Here is an 18,887-nt window from a genome sequence, read left to right on the forward strand (position 1 = left end):
CGGGCGAGGAGGAGCGTGCGACACCGACGACTCTGCCAAGCCCGGCTGACCCGGCCCTGACATGCGGCTGACGCCCCGAGGAGCCCCGGCGGCGACGAGTACGGCGTCAGCGTCCGATCAGCGTGGCGGCGTCGAATGACCGTGGTGCGCCGCATCGGACCACGGCCGTGCGCACCGACATGTGTACCGACCATCTACGGGGTGAGAACCACATGACCGAACCGACCCTGGCCGGCAGCCGCTACACGTCCGAGTTACGCCGGGAGACGGCGCGCCTCGCCGACGCCAGTCGCGGGATCCCCCTGTCCGAACCGGTCCCCACGTGCCCGGGGTGGACGCTGGGCGACCTGCTGCGCCATGTGCGCCAGAGCCACGACTGGGCGACGACGATCCTGGCCGCCCGGAGCACCGAGCTCATCCTGCCCGGCGACCCGGGGGGCGCCTCCGGCCACGAGAGCGACTGGACCGAGCGGGTGGCCCGACTCGGGGTGCAGGATGCCGCCCCGGAGCGCCGCATCGCCGATCCCGCGCTGCGCGCCCGGTTCCTCGCCGAGGGCGCGGACCGGCTGGTGGAGGCGATCGACGGGCTGGGTCCCGAGGTGCCGGTCTGGGCGCCGCACGGAAAGCAGAACAAGGAGTTCTGGCCGCGCTGGGCGGTGTTCGAGACCGCCGTGCACCGGGCCGACGTGTACCTGATGGCCGGCCTGCCGTTCGCGCTGGACAACGATGTCGCCCTGGACTGCGTGGACTTCTGTCTGAGCGCCTTCGGGGCGCCCGCCGCCCGGCCGTTCCTCTCCCCGCTGTTCTCGCAGGTGCCCCGCGGCGGCGAGACGCTGAGCTTCAGGTCCGCCGATGCGTCCGCCGGCGGTGCCTGGAACTGGCTGATCACCTGCGCCCCCGACGGGGTGCGGGTCACCCGGGACACCGCGGGCCGCGACGCGGCGGCCGACGCCACGGTGATCGCCGCTCCCTCGGACCTGCTGCTGGTGGTCAAGGGGCGGCTGCGGCCCGGGGGCCCGCGCATGACGGTGCGGGGCGACCGCGCACTGCTGGACTTCTGGCTGAGTCACGCCGTCTCCTGACCGCCCGGCCGCAGGACACGACCGGAACGCATGAGCGTGAGCGCACCGACCGCGTCGGTGCGCTCACGCTCATGCCTGCACGTGCGGGCGAGGTGGGGGCGACGCGGAGGGGCGGAGCGAGGTGGGGAGCGGACGAGGTGGGGGGCTGGGCCGCGGTGGGGGGCGGGGCCGCGGTGGGGGCGCGGCCCTCTGCCCACCCTGGGGACACGGCCGTCACCAGGTGACGGGGAGGTCCTCCAGGCCGTACACGATCGTGTTCTGGCGGAAGCGGACGTCCTCGGACGGGACGGCCAGGCGGAGGGTGGGGAAGCGGGCGAAGAGACCGCTCAGGCACACCTCCAGCTCCATGCGGGCCAGTGAGGCGCCGGGGCACAGATGGGCGCCGAAGCCGAAGGCGAGGTGGCCGGAGGCGTTGCGGTGGATGTCGAGGCGGTCGGGGTCGGGGTAGACCGACTCGTCGTGGTTGGCGCCGGGGATCGCCACGATCACGCCGTCGCCCTTGCGGATCCGCGCCCCGCCCAGCTCGACGTCGGCCACCGCGGCCCGCACCTGGTTGTCCTGCGAGATGGACCAGTAGCGCAGGAGCTCCTCGACCGCCGGCTTGAACAGGGCCGGATCGGCCCGCAGTTCGGCCAGCTGGCCCGGGTCGCGCAGCAGGCTGAGGACGCTGAGGCTGATCTGGTGGGCCGTCGTCTCGTGCCCCGCGACCAGGAAGAAGCGGGCCATGGCGACGAGTTCCTGGTGGGTCAGTTCCCCGGTGGCCACGTACCGGGTGACCAGCCGGCTGATCAGGTCGTCCTGCGGATCGGCGGTGCGCTGCGCGGCGAGCCGGTCCAGGAACTGCGACATCTCGACGAACGCCGCGTACGTCTCCTCGGGGCTGGCGTCCTGGGAGAGGATCACCTGGCTCTGTTCGGCGAAGTCCGCCTCGTCGTCCTCCGGCACCCCGAGCATGCGGGCGATCACCAGCGAGGGCAGCCGCAGTGCGAAGCTCTTCACCAGGTCGACCGGGTTGGGGCCCGCCGCCAGCTCGTCCAGCAGCTGCTCCACGAGGAGTTCGACCTCGGGGCGCAGGGCGCGGGTGCGGCGGGCGGTGAACTCGGTCATCGCCATGCGGCGCAGCCGGCCGTGCTCGGCACCGTCCATCCGGCTGAAGGACATCACGCCGGGCTCGGGCGGCAGCTGGATGCGGATCGGGAAGCCGGGCTGCTGGTCGTCGGAGCTGAACCGGTTGTCGTTGAGCACCTGACGGACGTCCGCGTGCCGGGTGACCAGCCAGGCTTCGCCGCCGCGTATGCGCACCTTCAGCGGCGGATCCTTGCGCAGGCCCTCGTAGGCGTCCGGGGGTGCGTAGGGGCAGCTGCGGGGCATGGGCCACGCTGGAAGGGGCTCGCAGGAGTCAGCCATGGTTTCCTCCGTTGGGTCGGCCGAATCGGGGCGGTTTGTTTCGGCCATCGTGGAGGATGTTGCTGACCCGGTTCTGATACATGGCTGACGGGCACGCGGAGGCTCTCCTTCCACGTGCCCGTCGGTTGATCTTTGCACCAGTCGCCCTGCGTGCAGGGCCTGTCGGCGGCTGCGGGTGCTCGGTGGCTTCTCGTGCCCACCCGGCTAGGGACGATGTACCGCCCCGCGCCCCTGGGCGACCCGGGTCCTCCTCGAAAGCCTCAGGACGCCTCCGCCTTGCGCGGCAGCAACTGGACCAGTGCCGCCACCAGGACGCAGATTCCCGCCTGCACCAGCAGGCTGGAACCGAAGGCGTGGGCGTAGGTGTGGGCACTGCCGTGGTGGCCGGCGACGCCGAAGAAGACCACGCCGATCACCGCGATGCCGATGGCGTTACCCATCTCCTGGGCGGTGGAGAAGACCCCGGACGCGGCGGCCGCGTGCTGCGGGGCCACGCCTTCCAGCACCAGCGAGGCGAGCGGGGCGACCACGAAGCCCATGCCGAATCCGGAGAGCACCATGGCCGGAATGCACCAGCCCACGGCACCGCTGCTGTCCAGGTGCCACGCGGTCGCGGCCAGGGCGATGTTGCCGGCCGCCTGCAGCACCGCGCCGACGGTCAGGACCTGTTTGCCGAGCTTGGCCGCGGCCTTGGGCGCCTGCGCGGAGCCGATGAAGAAGCCGAGGCCGAGCGGGATGAACAGCAGACCGGACTGGAGCGCGCTCAGGCCGCGGCCCTCCTGCAGGTACAGCGCGAGGACCAGGAAGAAGGAGGCCATCGCGGCGAAGAACACCAGCAGGGAGACGACGCCCACGCCGAACGCGCGGTCCTCGAACAGGCTCGGGTGGACCAGCGGCGACCTGTTGCGGGCCGCCTTGCGGCGCTGGGTGTACCAGAAGGCGGCCAGCAGCGGCACCGCGGCGACCAGGCACTCCCAGGTCCAGGTCGGCCAGCCCTGCTCGCGGCCCTCGACCAGCGGCAGCACGACGGCCGACAGACCCGCGGTCACCAGGATCACGCCGGTCCAGTCGAGACCGGTGCGGCCCTCGGCGCGGGACTCGGGCACCGTCTTCGGGGTGAGCAGCAGGACGACGGCGCCGATGGGGGCGTTGATCAGGAAGATGGTCCGCCAGTCCCAGCCGAAGATGTCGGCCTTGATCAGCAGGCCGCCGATCAGCTGGCCGAACACGGCCGAGGCGCCCATCGTGATGCCGTAGGCGTTGAACGCGACGGCCCGGGCCTTGCCCTGGTACGCCGTGGTCAGGATGCCGAGGACCTGCGGGATGACCAGGGCCGCCGCGGCGCCCTGCACCGCCCGCGCCGCGATCAGTTCACCCATGTTCGGGGCGATGCCGCAGGCCAGCGAGGCGAGCGTGAACAGCCCCAGGCCGATGGAGAAGACCTTCCGGCGGCCGTAGATGTCGCCGAGCCGTCCACCGGTGATGAGCATGGCGGACAGGCCGATGTTGAAGGTCGCCGCGACCAGCTGGATCTGGGCGCTGCTCGCGTGCATGTTGCGCTGCAGCGAGGGGATGGCGACGTTGACGATGAAGAAGTCGATGTTGGCGATGAACAGGCCGGCCAGCACCACCAGGAGCGCACCCCAGGCGGGTTTGCCCGCGGCCTCCTCGATGTCCGGTGCCGGTGCGGCCGAGGCCGCGCTGCCGGTCAGTTCCGCTTCGGTGGTCATGGACGACCCTCCTAGGTCGTTTCGTGCTGGTGGGTTTCGGGCCGCAGGTGTCCGCGACGCGCGGCGGGGCACGGGACGGCACCCGATTCGGCGGTCATCGGGTCACTGTCCCGCGCCCCGCTGACACGGCGCTGACACGGCGTCCTGGGCTCAGCTGCCGGCGGCGGTGGCCACAGCCCGCTGCAGCCGGTGCGCGAAGTGCGCGGTGACGGCCTGCGCGTGCGTGTCGATGTAGAAGTGGCCGCCCTCGTACTCGTTGTGGCCCAGGTAGGCGGGGGTGCGCCCCGCCCAGTGGGACATGGCGTCATCGGCCTCCTGGAGCGGGTCGCTGCGGCCGCCGTAGGACGCGAGCGGGCAGGTGACGCCGGCGCCGTCGTCGTCGTAGTCCCCGGCGACCCTCAGGTCGGCGCGGAGGGCGGGGACGACGAGCGCGAGCATCTCGGGGTTGTCGTAGACCTCGGCCGGGAAGGACCCCAACTTCTTGATCCACTCGATGAGTTCGGGTTCCGGCATCCGGCTCTGCTCCTCGGTCGGCTTGAAGAAGCCCACCGGCGACCAGCCGGACATGCCGACCATCACCGGGGCCGGGCCACCCTCCTCCTGCATGCGGATCGCCAGCCGGAACGCCAGCTGGGCGCCGAGGCAGTGGCCGAAGAACGCGAACGGCCGGTCGTCCAGGTCGTTGAGCACCGCCTCGTGCAGGGCCTCCAGCAGCGGCCAGAAGTCCTCGTAGGTCTGCTCCTCGCGGCGGTTGTGCCGGCCGGGCAGGGTCACCGCCTGCGGGGCGATGTCCGGGGGCAGCAGACTCTCCCAGTCGCGGTAGATGATGGCGCCGCTGCCGGCGTGGGGCAGCAGGAACAGCCGGATCGAGGCGTCCGGCGAGGGTTCCACGGGGTGGAACCAGTGTCCCTCGGTGGACATCTGGCTGCCGACGGTGCCTATGGCGGTGGTCACGACTGCGTACTCCCAACGGTGGTGGACGGATCGAGGGCGCGTACCGCGGGCAGCAGCACCTCGGCGATCTCCTTCAACTGCGGCTCGGGGTCGAGGGATCCGATCCGCACGACCAGGTGCCGGGCACCGGCGCGGACATAGCCGCCGAGCCATTCGGCGCACTTCTCGGCGCTGCCCCAGGCGTAGGCCTGGATGGTCCGCATCTGGTCCAGGGAGCGGCCGTAGTAGTGGCTTATGTAGTGCTCCAGTTCGGCCCTGGCCGCGGTTTCGTCGGCGTTGACCGTGACCGTGGCGTACAGCGCGGGTGTCACCGTCCGGCCTGCCTCCGCCGCGAGTTCCCCGAGGCGGCGGCCGGCCCGGGCGTAGGCGTCGACGTCCGGGAGGAAGGGCAGCCAGCCGTCGTACCGGGTCGCCGCGCGGGCGAGGACCTTCGGGGTGTCACTGCCGGCCAGCCACAGCGGCGGCCCGCCGGGGACCGCGGGCGACGGCAGCCGGTCCAGGTTCTCCGCCTGCCAGAACCTGCCCTCGAACTCGGCGGGTTCGCCGTCCTCGCCCGACCGCCAGGCCGTTCGCCACAGCGCGGTGATCTCGTCGAGACGGCCCACGCGGCCCTGGAAGGAGGCGCCGACCGAGGCGAACTCCTCCTCCGTCTCGGCCATCGGGAAGCCCGAGCCGAGGCCGAGGATCAGCCGGCCGGCGGCGACATGGCTGAGGCTCGCGGCCATGTTGGCGCCGATGAGGGGGTGGCGCAGCGCGGGGGTGAGGGCGGCGGTGCCGACCGTGATGCGCGTCGTCGCCGCCGCGGCGGCCGAGAGGACGACGAGGGGGTCCAGACGGGGGCGGGCGGTCAGGGAGTCGCCCGCCCACAGGGAGTCGAAGCCGAGGGCCTCCGCCTGGCGGGCGAAGTCGAGCAGTGGGGCTGCGGCGTAGGTGCCGTTGATGGCCTGCTCCCGGGTGGGCAGGAGGATGCCGATCTGCAAGGGCGGGTTCGCATCCGTTGCGGACCGCGTGTGCGTCGTGGCTTGTCGCGCAGTTCCCCGCGCCCCTGGATTCTCGACGGAGTTCGAAGGCATGCGGTGTTTCCTTTCTCGGCGAGCGGTGTTGTCAGACGACCGTTGCCTTCAGTGCGTCCCTGGCCGGGGCTGTCAGTTGCTGCCTCACCGCGCGGCGCAGGATCTTGCCGGACGGGTTGCGGGGCAGGGAGTCGGTGAAGTGGTAGGTGCCGGGGATCTTGTAGTCGGCGATGCGGCCGCGCAGGGACAGCAGGAGTTCGCGGGGGGTGGCGCTCGCGCCGGGGCGCAGGACCACCACCGCGTGCACGCTCTCGCCCCAGCGCTCGTCGGGGAGTCCGACCACGGCCGCGTCGGCGACCGCCGGGTGCGCGGCCAGCGCCTTCTCGACCTCGGCGGGGTAGATGTTCTGCCCGGCGACGATGATCGTGTCGTTGATGCGGTCGCACAGGTGGAGGTAGCCGTCCTCGTCGAGGTAGCCGGCGTCGCCCATGTGCAGCCACTCCCCCACCAGGGTGCGGGCGGTGGCCTCGGGCAGGTTCCAGTAGCCGAGCATCCGGGAGGGGGCGCGGACGCAGATCTGGCCGATGGTGCCGGCCGGGACGGTCTCGCCGTCGGGGCCGACCACCTTGATCTCGTTGCCGGGGCAGGCCTTGCCGACCGAGGTGAGCACGGTGCTGCCGGGGTGGTGGGCCCCGGGCGGCAGGCAGACGGCCACGCTGCCGGTCTCGGTGCTGGCGTAGATCTGGGCGAACTCGCAGCGGTACGTCTCCAGGCACTGCTTGAGCAGCGTCTCGGACATGGGGGCGGCGCCGTAGGCGATCTTGCGCAGGGAGGCGAACGCCTCGGGTCCGGCGCCGCGTTCGGCCGCCATCGCCTGGAGCATGGCCGGGGCGGCGAAGGTGGTCGTGACCTGGTGTTCGCGGATGAGGCGTACGGCTTCCTGCGGGTCGAACTGCGGCATGATCACGTTGGTGCCGCCGGCGTTGAACGTGTGCAGGAACCAGCCGATGCCGGCCACGCCGAAACCCGGCAGGGAGATCAGGCCGACGTCCTCGGGCAGCCAGTCGATCCAGTCCACGCCCTGCTCGCGGCTCGCGTGCGGCAGCGTGAAGAAGCTGCGGTGGGCGAGGACCGCGCCCTTGGGCAGGCCGGTGGTGCCACTGGTGTAGATCTGGACGACCGCGTCGTCGGGGCCGGTGCCGGGCGTGAGGTCGGAGTCGGGCTGGTCGGCGGCCCAGGCGGGCAGGCCCGCGCCGCGGGCGGGTTCGCCGTCGGCGTCGGTGCCGTCGACCCGGATCACCTTGCGCAGGCCGCGCAGCTGGTGGCGGACGGTGGCGACGGTGTCCCAGAACTCGTCGTCGACGAAGATGAGGGCGGCGCCCGAGTCGCGCAGGATGTGGTCGACCTCGCTCGGGGTGAGCCGCCAGTTGACCGGCACCAGGACCGCGCCGGCCTTGGCGCAGGCGATCATCACCAGGTAGTAGTTCGCCGACTCACGGCCCAGGTAGGCGACCCGGTCGCCGCGTCGGATCCCGCTGGTGCGCAGGGCGTGCGCGGCCTGGTTGCTGTCGCGGTGGAGCTTGTCGTAGGTGGTGACGCGGCCCTCGCAGATGATCGCCGGGTGGTCCGGGCGGCTTCCGGCGTGGGCCCGGGAGGAGTGGTGGAGCGTCCAGCGCTCCCGCGGTATGTCAGTCATGGTGGGTTCCCGTCCCTGGGGGGCGTCCCCTGTCGAGGACGCCCCCCAGCTCTGTCACGCTGCCGGTACCGGACCGAGCAGCCCGTCGACGAACTGGGCCAGCGCGCGGACCGTGGGGTGGTCGTGGGTGAGGGAGGCCGGCAGGGCCAGCCGGAAGGTCTGCTCCAGCGCCGACTTGACCTGCTGGGCCATCAGGGAGTCCAGGCCGAGCGAGACGAACTCGGTGGACACGTCCAGCTCGTCGCCCTCCTCCAGGTGCAGGACGGCGGCGACCTTCTCGCGGACCGTGCCGGTGACGGCGGCCAGGCGTTCGGCCTCGGGCAGGGCGGCGAGCGCCGTGAGGTCGAGACCGCCGTCGTCGTCGGGGGCCTGGCGGGCGAGCCGGTCGTAGAGCAGGTCGCCGGTGGCGCTGCCCGCCACATAGCGGTCCCAGTCGAACTCGCCGACGATCCGCTGGGTGCGCGGCCGTCCCCACAGCCGGGCCAGGGTGTCCAGGGCCCGGGTCGGGGAGAAGAAGCGGACGCCGCTGCGTTCGATCTCCTGGCTCAGGTGCTCCTCCAGCCGGGCCGACATGCCGACCCTGGCCCAGGCGCCCCAGTTCACCGAGAGCCCCGGCACACCGCGCCGGCTGCGCCACTCGGCGAGTGCGTCGAGTGCGGCGCTGGCGGCGGCGTAGTGGCCCTGGGTGGCGCCGCCGAGGACGGAGGCGATGGAGGAGTAGGTGACGAAGAACTCCAGCTCGGGGAAGGAGTCCTCGGCGGCCTCGTGCAGCAGCCAGCCGCCGTAGGCCTTCGCGGCCAGCTGGGCGTCGATCGACTCCCAGGTCAGCTCGGAGATCAGCTTCTTGTCGTAGGAGCCGGCCGCGTGCACGATCCCGCCGAGCGGGTACGGCCCGGCCGCCAGGTGCCGTACCAGGCGCTGGACGTCCTCGTCGCGGGAGATGTCGGCCCGTACGACGTCGATCTCGGCGTCGGCGGCGAGGTCGGCGAGGACCGGTGAGGCCTCCTCGGTGGCCCGGCCGCTGCGGCTGACCAGGGTCAGGTGCCGGGCGCCGAGGGCGACCAGCTTGCGGGCGGTGACCAGGCCCAGGCCGCCGAGACCGCCGGTGACGAGGTAGGTGCGGTCGGGGCGGAGCCCGGCCGGGCCCTCGTCGACGGGGTCGGTCTGCTCCCCGGCCGGGTCCTCCGGCAGGGTCACCCAGGTCCGTCCCGCCGGGTCGGACAGGGCGGTGCGCAGGGCCTCGCCGGTCTCGTCGAGGCGGAAGCAGGGTGCGGTGTCGTCGGAGCCGGTGGCGTGGACGACGGCCGCCGCGGGGACGGTGAGCGTGGAGCGGAACGTGCCGTCGTGCCGGACGAGGACCTCGTCGCCGGTCTCGAAACCGGTACCGGAGGCCGCGGCGAGGACCGTGCCGCGGGCCAGCCGGCCGAGCAGCGGCGGCGGTTCCTCCTCCGCCGCGTCCTCCTCCGCGCGTTCGGCGCGGCCGGTGTCCAGGGCGGTGCGGGCGTCCTCGGCGGTCAGGCCGACGGTGTGCACCCGGACCTGGACCTCCTCGGCCTCGGGCGCACGGTCGGTGACCGAGGCCAGGGCCAGGTCGGAGAGGTCCCCGGAGTCGGGGGCGCGCAGTTCGAAGCCTCCCGTCCAGGTCAGCGTGGAGTCTCCGGCGAGCAGCCGGCGCACATAGCGGCGGCCTGGACGGTGGGCGACCTGGTACTCGCCGGGCGGCTCGGTGCGCCACTCGTCGGCCAGCGGGGCGAGACCGCTGCCCGGGGCGAGGTCCACGAGGGTCGCCCGGTACTGCGGGTACTCCGTCAGCAGCACCCGGCCGAAGCCCCACAGGGTGGCGGCGCCGAGGTGCCCGCCGTCACCCGCCGGGTCGCCGGGCAGCCACTGGGCGCCCTCGGTGACCAGCCACAGCCGGGGCGGCCGGGGTGCGCCGGAGGCGTCCAACGCACCGATGAGGGTGAGGAGTTCGTGGTAGTTGTCCTCGCACTCGGCGCGCAGCCGGCCGGCGGACATCGGTGCCGGGCGCTGGTGCCAGATCCGGCACACGTCGGTGACGGTGGGGTCCTCCAGGGCGGCCTTGAGGTCGGTGGGGTCGGGCAGCCAGGTGACCTTCAGGCCGGGCTCGGCGGCGAGTTCCGCGGCCCGGACCGCGGAGGGGTCGAGCAGGACGACGTGCCGGGCCGGTGCGTGCTCCTTGGCCGGCAGCGCCCGGCGCACCCACTCGGGCCGGTGCAGGAACTGGCGGCGGCCGGTGCGGCCCTCGGGGCGGGCCATGCGCACGCCGAGCAGCTCGGCGACCGGGTCGCCGTTCTCCAGCAGCAGGACGTCGGCCAGGCGCCGGTCCAGGTCGCCGCGGATCCGGGCGAGGACACGCAGGTTCTCGCCGCGCGGCTTGCGGAAGTGCCGTACGGAGGCGATCTCGCGCGGCACGAACACCGGGCCCTCGGGGTCGAGGACGACCAGGGCCTGGACGGCGGCCTCCAGCAGTTCGGCCGGGACGTGCTCGACGGCGGTGGCGTCGCGGCCGGTCAGCTCGCCGGTGACCAGGCCGTCGCCGTGCCGGGCGGCGCGCAGCAGCAGCCGCATCCTCGGGCCCTGCGGGCGGCCGACGGAGGCGAGGTCGGTGTAGATGTCCTCGTCGTCGATCTGCTGCCCGGCCGGGGCGAGCGTGGCGTCCAGTTCGGCCAGCTCCGACACCGGCACGAGGGGTTCGCGTTCGGCGGCGACGACGGCGGTGGCGTGCAGGTTCTCCTCGCCGCCGACGACGGTGAACACCTCCACCTCGGCGCCGCCGCCGGGGCGCGGCCGCCAGCGGGTGGTCAGCGCGGTCATGGTCTCGGCGGGCAGCTCCAGCGGGGCGAGCAGCCTCAGGTCCCGGACGGCGGAGCGGGCATGGCCCTGGACGGCGTCCTGGGCGGCGAGCAGCAGGTCGACATAGGCACCGGCCGGCAGGACGGTACGGCCGCCGTCTGCGGTGTCGGCGAGCGCCCCGAGTTCCTCGGTGGTGAACTCCGCGTTGAACTCCCGCACTCCGCTGGCGAACCGCTCCTCGATGCCGAGCAGCAGGTGCCGTGCGGTGCCGTTCGCGGCCGACCGGCGGGGGGTGACGGAGGGCAGCCAGTAGCGCTTGCGCTGGAAGGCGTAGGTCGGCAGGTCCACCCGGGCGGGGGCGGGCCGGCCGGCGTGGTAGCCGTCCCAGGACACGGCCAGGCCGTCGGCGTAGTAGCCGGCGAGCGCGGTCAGGGTGGTCTCGATGGTGGTGTCGCGGCGGCGCAGGCTGGCCAGCCACAGGTGGTCCTCGACCGTGACGCTGCGCCGGGCGAGCGCGGTGAGCCCGGCCTGCGGGCCGACCTCGATCAGGGCGTGCCTGCCGCGCTTGGCGACGGCGCGGATGCCGTCGAGGAAGCGGACGGGCTCGCCGATGTGCCGCACCCAGTAGTCCGGGTCGCCGATCTCGCGGAACCGGGCGAGGCGTCCGGTGACGTTGGAGATGAGGCTGATCTTCGGCTCGTGGAAGGTGATGCCGTCGAGGGCGGCGCGGAAGTCGTCGTAGACCTCGGCCATCAGGGGTGAGTGGAAGGCGTGCGAGACCTTCAGGCTCTCGACGCGCACGCCCTGCTCGGTGAAGTGGGCGACGACCTCGTCGAGGGCGGCGGTGGCGCCGGAGATCACGGTCTGGTCGACGGCGTTGATCCCGGCCAGCGCCAGGTCGGCGTGGCCCTCCAGCAGGGGGGCGACCTCCTCGACGGGTGCGGTGATCGCGGCCATGCCGCCCTCGCTGCGCACCGACTGCATCAGCCGGGCGCGGGCCGCGACCAGCGTGACGGCGTCGGGCAGGCTGAAGAGTCCGGCGACGGCCGCGGCGACGACCTCGCCAATGCTGTGCCCGAGGAGCACGTTCGGGCGCACGCCCCAGGCCATCCACTGCTGGGCGAGGGCGTACTCCAGGGTGAACAGGGCGGGCTGGGTGTACTCGGTGCGGTCGATGGCCCCGGGGTCGTCGGCGGTGCCGAGGAGCAGCTCGCGCACGGAGCGGCCGAGGTGTGCGGAGAACAGCCGGTCGCACTCGTCGACCTGGCTGCGGAATTCGGGGAAGGCCTCGTAGAGGGCGGCGCCCATGCCGGCGTACTGGGAGCCCTGGCCGGTGAACATGAACGCGGTCTTGCGGATGCCCGAGGGCCCCTCGTGCTCCTGCTCGGCGGCCCGGTCGAGGAGCTTTTCCAGCGCGGCGCGGTCGGTGACGGGCGCGGCGACGCGGTAGGGGTGGTGGGCGCGGGTGGTGTTGGCGCTGTGGCACAGCGCGGCCACCGGGAGGTCGGGCTGATCCTGGAGCAACTGCCGGTATTCAGCGGCGAGTTCGCGCAGGGCGGTGGCGTTCTTCGCGGACAGGGTGAACACCGGCGCGGCGCCGGCCTCGTCCTGCGGCCGCTCCTCCGGCTCGGGTGCCTGCTCCAGGACCACCGCGCCGATGGTCCCGGCGAAGCCGAAGCTGTTGACGACGGCCCGCCTCACGTCCGCCTCCCAGGGCTCGGGGGCCGTGGGGATGCGCACCGGGTACAGGTCCCAGGGGATGCGCCCGGAGGGGGTGGTGAGGTTGAGGTGCGGGTAGACGGTGGCGGAGCGCAGCTGGAGCACCGTCTTGATGACACCGACGATGCCGGAGGCGGGCTCCATGTGGCCGAGGTTGGTCTTCACGGAACCGACCAGCACCGGGCGGTCCTTGGTGTGGGAGTCGACGAACACGTCGCCGATGGCGCCGAACTCGATGGGGTCGCCGAGCGGGGTGCCGGTGCCGTGCGCCTCGACGTACTGGATGTCCTCGGGTGCGAGGCGGGCGGCGGCCAGCGCGCTGCGGATCACCTTCTCCTGGGCGGGGCCGTTGGGCACGGTCAGGCCGGCGCTGTCGCCGTCCTGGCCGACGGCGGTGCCGCGGACGACAGCGAGGACGCGGTCGCCGTCGCGCTCGGCGTCGCAGAGCAGCTTGAGGACGACGATGCCGCAGCCCTCGGCGCGCGCGTAGCCGTCGGCGGCCTCGTCGAAGGTCTTGCACTGCCCGTCCGGGGAGAGCATCTGGGCGTTGGAGAACATCACCGGGATGCGCGGGTGGTGCAGGGCGTTGACGCCGCCGCACAGGGCGATGTCGGTCTCGCCGGCGCGCAGCGCCTGGACCGCGAGGTGCATGGCGACCAGGGAGGACGAGCAGGCGGTGTCGACGCTCATGCTCGGGCCGCGCCAGCCGAGGAAGTAGGACAGCCGGCCCGAGAGCGGGAACATGGTGATGCCGGAGGCCAGGTGGCCGTCCAGCTCCTCGTACGGCAGCGAGTCCAGCTCCAGCGCGTAGTCGATGGAGCTGGCGCCGATGTACACGCCGCCGTTGCCGCGGCGCAGCGGCGCCGGGTCGATGCCCGCGTGCTCCAGGGCCTGCCAGGCGGTCTCCAGGAGGAGCCGCTGCTGGGGGTCCATGTAGCGGGCTTCCTTCGGGGAGATGTTGAAGAAGCCGGCGTCGAACAGGTCGATGCGGTCGAGGAATCCGCCGGCCGAGGCGCGGATCTTGCCCTTGTCGTCGGGGCCCTCGGGCGTGAACGCCTCGACGTCCCAGCGGTCCCGGGGGATCGGGCCGATTCCGCTGCGGCCCTCCCGCAGGAAGGCCTCGAACTCGTCGGGCGAGCCGCTGCCGCCGGGGAACCGCAGACCGATTCCGACGATCGCGACCGGCTCGGGCGCCTGCTCTGATTCCGTACGCGGCATGGAACGACTCCTCAGCTTTCCTGGATGGCCTGGGTCAGGTGGTCCACGAGGTGGGCGATCGTCGGCTCGTTGAAGAGCACGTTGACGTTGATCGACAGATCCAGGAGCTGTTCCAGGCTCTGCCGTATCTCGGTCAGCCGCAGCGAGGTGAGGCCGAGATCGAAATAGCTGACGTCGAGAGGAAGATCCTCGGATTCGTCCATGAGGAGAACGACCTTGAACTTCTCCAGGACGAGTGTCTCGATTTCTTCCGCGAGTTCGCTGCGCGGCAGGTCCCGCAACCGCTCGATGGTGCTGTCGACAGGTGGCATGCGGCCATGCAAGCAGCGCCGCCTGACGCCCCGCTGACGACCGCGGGACCCGCTGGGGTTGGCTTGATCAGGCCGGTCAGCCACGTGTCAGCGCGGGGTCAGATTCCGCTGCCAGGCTCGCACTGCTTCAAGAAATCCACACGCCATATCCGAAAGGCTGAAGATGCTTCGCGAAGCCGCGCAGGAGGAGAGTGCTGAGGCACCTTCCGGATTGAAGAGTTACGACCTCTACATCGCGGGCAAGGACGTCGCCGGAGACGGATGGGTCTACACCGTCAGCGGGCGCTCCCTGCTGGAAGACGTATTCACCAGCGTGAGCCTGAAGCGCTCCCTCGAACAGGACCCGGAGTCCGAGGCGGCCAAGCACCCCTATGTCGTCGGGCGCTGCGCGATCGCGGACGACTCCGCCATCGACCTGGCCACCCAGGCCGCCGCCGCGGCCGCCCCCGACTGGGCGGCCGTACCTCTGGAGCGGCGGATGCAGCTGGGCACCCGCTTCCGTGAGGAACTCATCAAGCACCAGGACGAGTTCCTGCGGATGCTGGTCGCCGAGTCCCACCCGGTCAAGCTCGCCCGCTGGGAGCTGAGCTGCCTGCTGCAGATCTACGCCCCCGGCTCCCTGCGCTGGTACACCAAGCAGATGCAGGTCGAGAAGGAGTACAACGGCCGCAAGCTGATCCTGCAGCGCCAGCCGGACGGTGTGGTCGCCTTCAACCCGCCGCAGAACGCCCCGCTGCCGAGCGCCGCCCTGTGCGTGCTGGCCCTCATGGCGGGCAACGCCGTGGTGGTGCGGGCGCCGCGCAGCATCGCGCTGTCCACCATGTGGCTGCTGCGCGACATCGTCGCCCCGCTGCTGGAGGAGGCCGACGCGCCGGCCGGTGTGCTCAACGCGGTGTGCTCCAACCCCAAGCAGACCATGGACCGCTGGATCGCCGACCCGCTGATCAACGACATCTTCTACATCGGCGGCAGCCAGGAGGGCCTGCGCTTCGAGCAGCAGTGCGTGGCGCACGGGAAGAAGCCGATCCTCGAACTCGCCGGCAACGACGGCATCGTGGTGTGGAAGGACGCCGACGTGAAGTGGGCGGCCGAGGCCATCACGGAGGCCTTCTACGGCTCGGGGCAGATCTGCATGGTCCCCAACTACGTGCTGGTGCACCCGGAGATCGCCGACGCGCTGATCGCCGAGGTGAAGGAGCAGGTCAAGGGCATCAAGCCGGGCCTGCCCGAGGAGGAGGACGTCCTTTTGTCGCCGGTCAGGCGCAGCGAGCGCTTCTTCCGGCTGCTGCGCCAGGCGCTGGACAACGGCGCCGAGCTGGTCACCGGCGGCAACCGCACCGAGGTCGACGGCACGGTGTCGGAGACGGGTGTCTTCCTGCAGCCGACGGTGGTCCGGGTGGACGGCCTGGACCGGGCGCGGACCTACGACGTGGTCCGTGAGGAGACGTTCTTCCCGCTGGTCCCGATCGTGGTCGCGGAGCGCGACAACGACGACGCCCTCCTCGAAGCCTTCCTGCAGTTCGTCAACAGCAACGACTACGGGCTGCGCAACTCCCTGTGGTCGCGTTCGGACCACGTCATCGAGACCTTCGTGCGCCGCGTGGTCAACGGCGGTCTGCTGAAGGTCAACGACTCCCACATCGGCTTCCTGCCCTACCTGCCGAGCCACGGCGGCACCGGCCGCACCGGCGGAGCGTTCGGCGAGGCCAACTACCCGATGCTCAAGACCTCCCATGTGCAGGGAGTCAGCATCGCCCGCGACGTGAGCCCGTACGACGCGGTCTTCGGCGCCTGACAGTCCGTTTCGACGTCTTCCGGAGGATTCCCGTGCGTTCCCTCGATGCTGCCCGGACCGTGTGCGAGCAGTTCCACCCCGGACTGCTCAAGGAGCTGGACCAGATTCCGTACGCCGAGCGGGAGCGGCCCAACAGCCCCGTGATCGACCTCTTCCGCATCCACGGCGGGGTCGGCCTGCTCATACCCGAGGCCTACGGCGGCCACGGCGCCGCCCCGCTCGAGGCGCTGCGGGTCCAGCTGGCTCTCGGCGCGCTCTCTCCGTCACTGGTCGCGGCCGTGTCCATGCACCACTTCACCGCCGCCATGCTCTACTCGCTGGCCGTCAAGTCGGGCCGGCTCACGGATGCGCAGACCGCGCTGCTGCACCGGATCGTGCCCGAGCAGCAGGTGATGGCCTCCGGCTGGGCCGAGGGCCGTACCGCACAGAACATCCTCAAGCCGGCCGTGACCGCGCGGCCGGTCGAGGACGGGTTCCTGCTGTCCGGGTCGAAGAAGCCGTGCAGCCTGTCCCGTTCGATGAGCCTGCTCACCGCGTCGATCGCCATCCACGGCGAGGACGGCGGCGAGCCGGAGCTGGCGCTCGCGCTGGTGCCGGCGGACGCGCCCGGCATGTCCGTGCACGACTTCTGGGGCAACGACCTGCTGGCCGGCGCGGAGAGCGACGAGGTGCGTCTGGAGGACGTGTTCGTCCCGGCGGAGATGGTCGTGCGGGCCGGTGCCGACGACCCGACGCGCCTGGACGACCTGCAGTCGGCCGGGTTCGTGTGGTTCGAGATGCTGATCTCCGCCGGGTACGCGGGCTCCGCCGCCGCGCTGGTGGAGCAGGTGCTGGAGCGCAAGCGGGGCGGTGCCGAGGAGCGGGCCGCGCTCGCCGTCGACATGGAGGCCGCCCTCGCCCTGCTGGAGGGCGTGGCCCGGGGCACCGGAACGGAGCCCGGCGACGAGGAGTCGGTGGCCCGGGTGCTGGTCGCCCGGTACGCCGTGCAGAACGCGCTGCCGGACATCGTCGGGCGGGCGCTGGAGCTGCTCGGCGGCCTGGACTTCATCAGCAACTCGGCGAGTGCGCAGGCCGCTGCGGCGACGCGTGCGCTGGCCTTCCATCCGCCGTCCCGCATCGCTGCCGCCGAGCCGCTTCTCGCGTATTTCGGCGGGGGGCCGCTGGTCCTGGCGTAGAGCTCGGCCGGCAGAGCCGAGTGGGCGACTGCGGGTCCGTCGTGGCTGGTCGCGCCCACGCGGCGGAGCCGCACATCGACAGGACCCCGCGCCCCTCGGGGCGCCGTACCGCACCGGCGTGGCCGACTGCCCGGCCGAGACCCGCCCCACCCACATCCCTTGGAGTGAGCGACAAGTGACCATCATCCAGGAATCCCCCCAAGCGCCGGCGGCGTCGGCCGCCGACGACGAGGCAGAGGTCCTCAACCTGTACCGGGCCCACCTCAGCAAGGGCCGGGCCACGCTCGCCGAGCTGTTCGGCAGCCACATGGAAGTGGCGTCCGAGGGCGCCTGGCTCACCACCAGCGACGGCGAGCGCTTCCTGAACGCCGGCGGCTACGGCGTGTTCATCATGGGCGCCCGCCATCCGATCGTGATGGAGGAGGTGGAGCGCCAGCTGCGCACCCACCCCACCGCGACCCGCATCCTGCTGGAGCCGACGGTGGCCCGCGCCGCCGAGGCACTGGTGTCGGTGATGCCGGCCGGTCTGGACCGCGTGCACTTCGCGCTGTCCGGTGCGGAGGCGGTGGAGACCGGTCTGAAGCTGGCCCGCGCGAACGGCTTCAAGCGCACGATCTCGATGCGCGGCGGCTACCACGGCAAGACGCTGGGCGCCCTGTCGGCGACCGCGAAGGACGTCTACCAGGCGCCGTTCCGCCCGCTCGTCCCCGACTTCCAGCACCTGCCCTTCGCAGACGCCGACGCCCTGGAGGCCGAGCTGCGGGCGCACCCGGGCGAGGTGTGCGTGATCCTGGAGCCGGTGCAGGGCGAGGGCGGGGTCATCATCCCGCCGAAGGGCTACCTCAAGCGGGTCGAGGAACTGGTCCGCGAGTACGAGGGCTTCCTCATCCTCGACGAGGTGCAGTCCGGCTTCGGACGGCTCGGCGAGTGGTGGGGCGCCGACATCGAGGGCGTCGTCCCGGACGTCCTGCTCGCCGGCAAGGCGCTCGGCGGCGGCGTGATGCCGGTGTCGGCGGCCGTCGCCACCCGAAAGGCGTTCCGCCCCTTCGACAAGGACCCCTACGTCCACACCGCCACCTTCTCCGGGCAGCCGGTGCTGATGGCCGCGGTGCAGGGCGCGATCCGCGCCGTCAAGGAGGAGCGCCTGGTGACCCGGGCCATGGACCTCGGTGCCCGGCTGCTGCCGCGGATCGAGGAGGTCGCCCGTCGCAACATCCCCGAGCTGGTGGTGGACGTGCGCGGCCGCGGCCTGCTGATCGGCGTGGAGCTCGTGGAGGCCGGTCTGGCCGGCGAGCTGCTGATCGAGCTGTTCAACCACGGCGTGGTCGCCAACCACTCCATGAACGGCAGCTCGGTGGTGCGGTTCACCCCGCCCGCCGTGCTGAACGACACCGACGTGGACTACCTCGTCGACTCCTTCGACCTGGCCACCCGCGACCTGATCAAGGGCGCGGCCAAGATGCCGGAAGGCGGTAACTGATCGTGCGGCACGTCGAACTCGATGCCCTGATACCCGCGGAGCAGGCCGAAACGGTCCTGCACGCCGTACGGCGCTGGGAGAAGTACCCGGACCTGGCGCCCCACGTCAACGCGACCACCGTGCACGCCTCCTACCCCGACCCGAAGGCCTCCTCCAGCTGGGAGCTGCACTTCCGCAGCGGCCTGCTGCGCTGGACCGAGGACGACACGGTGCTGCCCGACAGCGGCGAGATCCGCTTCGAGCAGTCCGACGGCGACTTCGACTCGTTCACCGGGACCTGGTCGATCCAGCAGTCCGGCGACGACGTCGCGGTCCGTTTCGACGCCGACTTCGACTTCGGCATCCCGAGCCTGGAGGGCATCCTCGACCCGATCGCCGAGCGGGTCATCAAGGAGACCGTCGCCTGGGCGCTGACCGGGCTGTACCCGGCCGTGCGCATCCAGGGCGGCATCGAACTCACCCAGCCCGCCGCGGTCGGCGCCTAGGAATCTGC

Annotated in this window: 12 protein-coding genes; 5 read left to right on the forward strand and 7 right to left on the reverse strand. The window is 72.1% G+C overall.

Annotated elements, in window-relative coordinates; genetic code table 11:
* Nucleotides 1–212: 212 nt before the first annotated feature.
* Nucleotides 213–1,082, forward strand: coding sequence for a maleylpyruvate isomerase N-terminal domain-containing protein (locus ACFZCP_RS10965; RefSeq protein ID WP_391426063.1), 870 nt, complete (start codon nt 213–215; stop codon nt 1,080–1,082).
* Nucleotides 1,083–1,295: 213 nt separating this feature from the next.
* Here the strand turns inward: ACFZCP_RS10965 and ACFZCP_RS10970 are convergent, their stop codons facing one another.
* From ACFZCP_RS10970 to ACFZCP_RS11000, 7 genes are all read right to left on the reverse strand, one after another.
* Nucleotides 1,296–2,489, reverse strand: coding sequence for a cytochrome P450 (locus ACFZCP_RS10970; protein WP_391426065.1), 1,194 nt, complete (start codon nt 2,487–2,489; stop codon nt 1,296–1,298).
* Between the two features lie 260 nt (nt 2,490–2,749).
* Complete coding sequence (locus tag ACFZCP_RS10975; RefSeq protein WP_391426069.1) at nt 2,750–4,219, reverse strand: MFS transporter; 1,470 nt, start codon at nt 4,217–4,219, stop codon at nt 2,750–2,752.
* Nucleotides 4,220–4,369: 150 nt separating this feature from the next.
* A complete protein-coding gene (locus ACFZCP_RS10980; protein WP_391426214.1) occupies nt 4,370–5,140 on the reverse strand; it encodes a thioesterase domain-containing protein in 771 nt (256 codons plus the stop codon).
* 29 nt (nt 5,141–5,169) lie between these two features.
* A complete protein-coding gene (locus ACFZCP_RS10985; RefSeq protein ID WP_391426071.1) occupies nt 5,170–6,153 on the reverse strand; it encodes an LLM class flavin-dependent oxidoreductase in 984 nt (327 codons plus the stop codon).
* A gap of 124 nt (nt 6,154–6,277) precedes the next feature.
* Nucleotides 6,278–7,882: a long-chain-fatty-acid--CoA ligase gene (locus ACFZCP_RS10990; protein WP_391426073.1), complete on the reverse strand. Its 1,605-nt coding sequence runs from the start codon at nt 7,880–7,882 to the stop codon at nt 6,278–6,280.
* A 54-nt stretch (nt 7,883–7,936) separates the two neighbouring features.
* On the reverse strand, nt 7,937–13,633 hold the full coding sequence (locus ACFZCP_RS10995) for an SDR family oxidoreductase (protein WP_391426075.1): 5,697 nt from the start codon (nt 13,631–13,633) through the stop codon (nt 7,937–7,939).
* Between the two features lie 11 nt (nt 13,634–13,644).
* A complete protein-coding gene (locus ACFZCP_RS11000) occupies nt 13,645–13,944 on the reverse strand; it encodes an acyl carrier protein (protein WP_362700878.1) in 300 nt (99 codons plus the stop codon).
* 163 nt (nt 13,945–14,107) lie between these two features.
* On the opposite strand from ACFZCP_RS11000, the gene ACFZCP_RS11005 reads away from it, so the two are divergent.
* From ACFZCP_RS11005 to ACFZCP_RS11020, 4 genes are all read left to right on the forward strand, one after another.
* Nucleotides 14,108–15,739, forward strand: coding sequence for an aldehyde dehydrogenase family protein (locus tag ACFZCP_RS11005; protein ID WP_362700875.1), 1,632 nt, complete (start codon nt 14,108–14,110; stop codon nt 15,737–15,739).
* 32 nt (nt 15,740–15,771) lie between these two features.
* The gene (locus ACFZCP_RS11010) at nt 15,772–16,914 is read left to right on the forward strand and encodes an acyl-CoA dehydrogenase family protein (protein ID WP_391426077.1); all 1,143 of its coding nucleotides are present in this window, start codon (nt 15,772–15,774) and stop codon (nt 16,912–16,914) included.
* Nucleotides 16,915–17,089: 175 nt separating this feature from the next.
* A complete protein-coding gene (locus ACFZCP_RS11015) occupies nt 17,090–18,394 on the forward strand; it encodes an aminotransferase class III-fold pyridoxal phosphate-dependent enzyme (RefSeq protein ID WP_391426079.1) in 1,305 nt (434 codons plus the stop codon).
* A 2-nt stretch (nt 18,395–18,396) separates the two neighbouring features.
* Complete coding sequence (locus tag ACFZCP_RS11020) at nt 18,397–18,879, forward strand: SRPBCC family protein (protein ID WP_391426081.1); 483 nt, start codon at nt 18,397–18,399, stop codon at nt 18,877–18,879.
* Nucleotides 18,880–18,887 lie beyond the last annotated feature (8 nt).

The sequence above is a fragment of the Streptomyces sp. NPDC007971 genome (assembly GCF_042958635.1).
Taxonomy (GTDB): Bacteria; Actinomycetota; Actinomycetes; order Streptomycetales; family Streptomycetaceae; genus Streptomyces.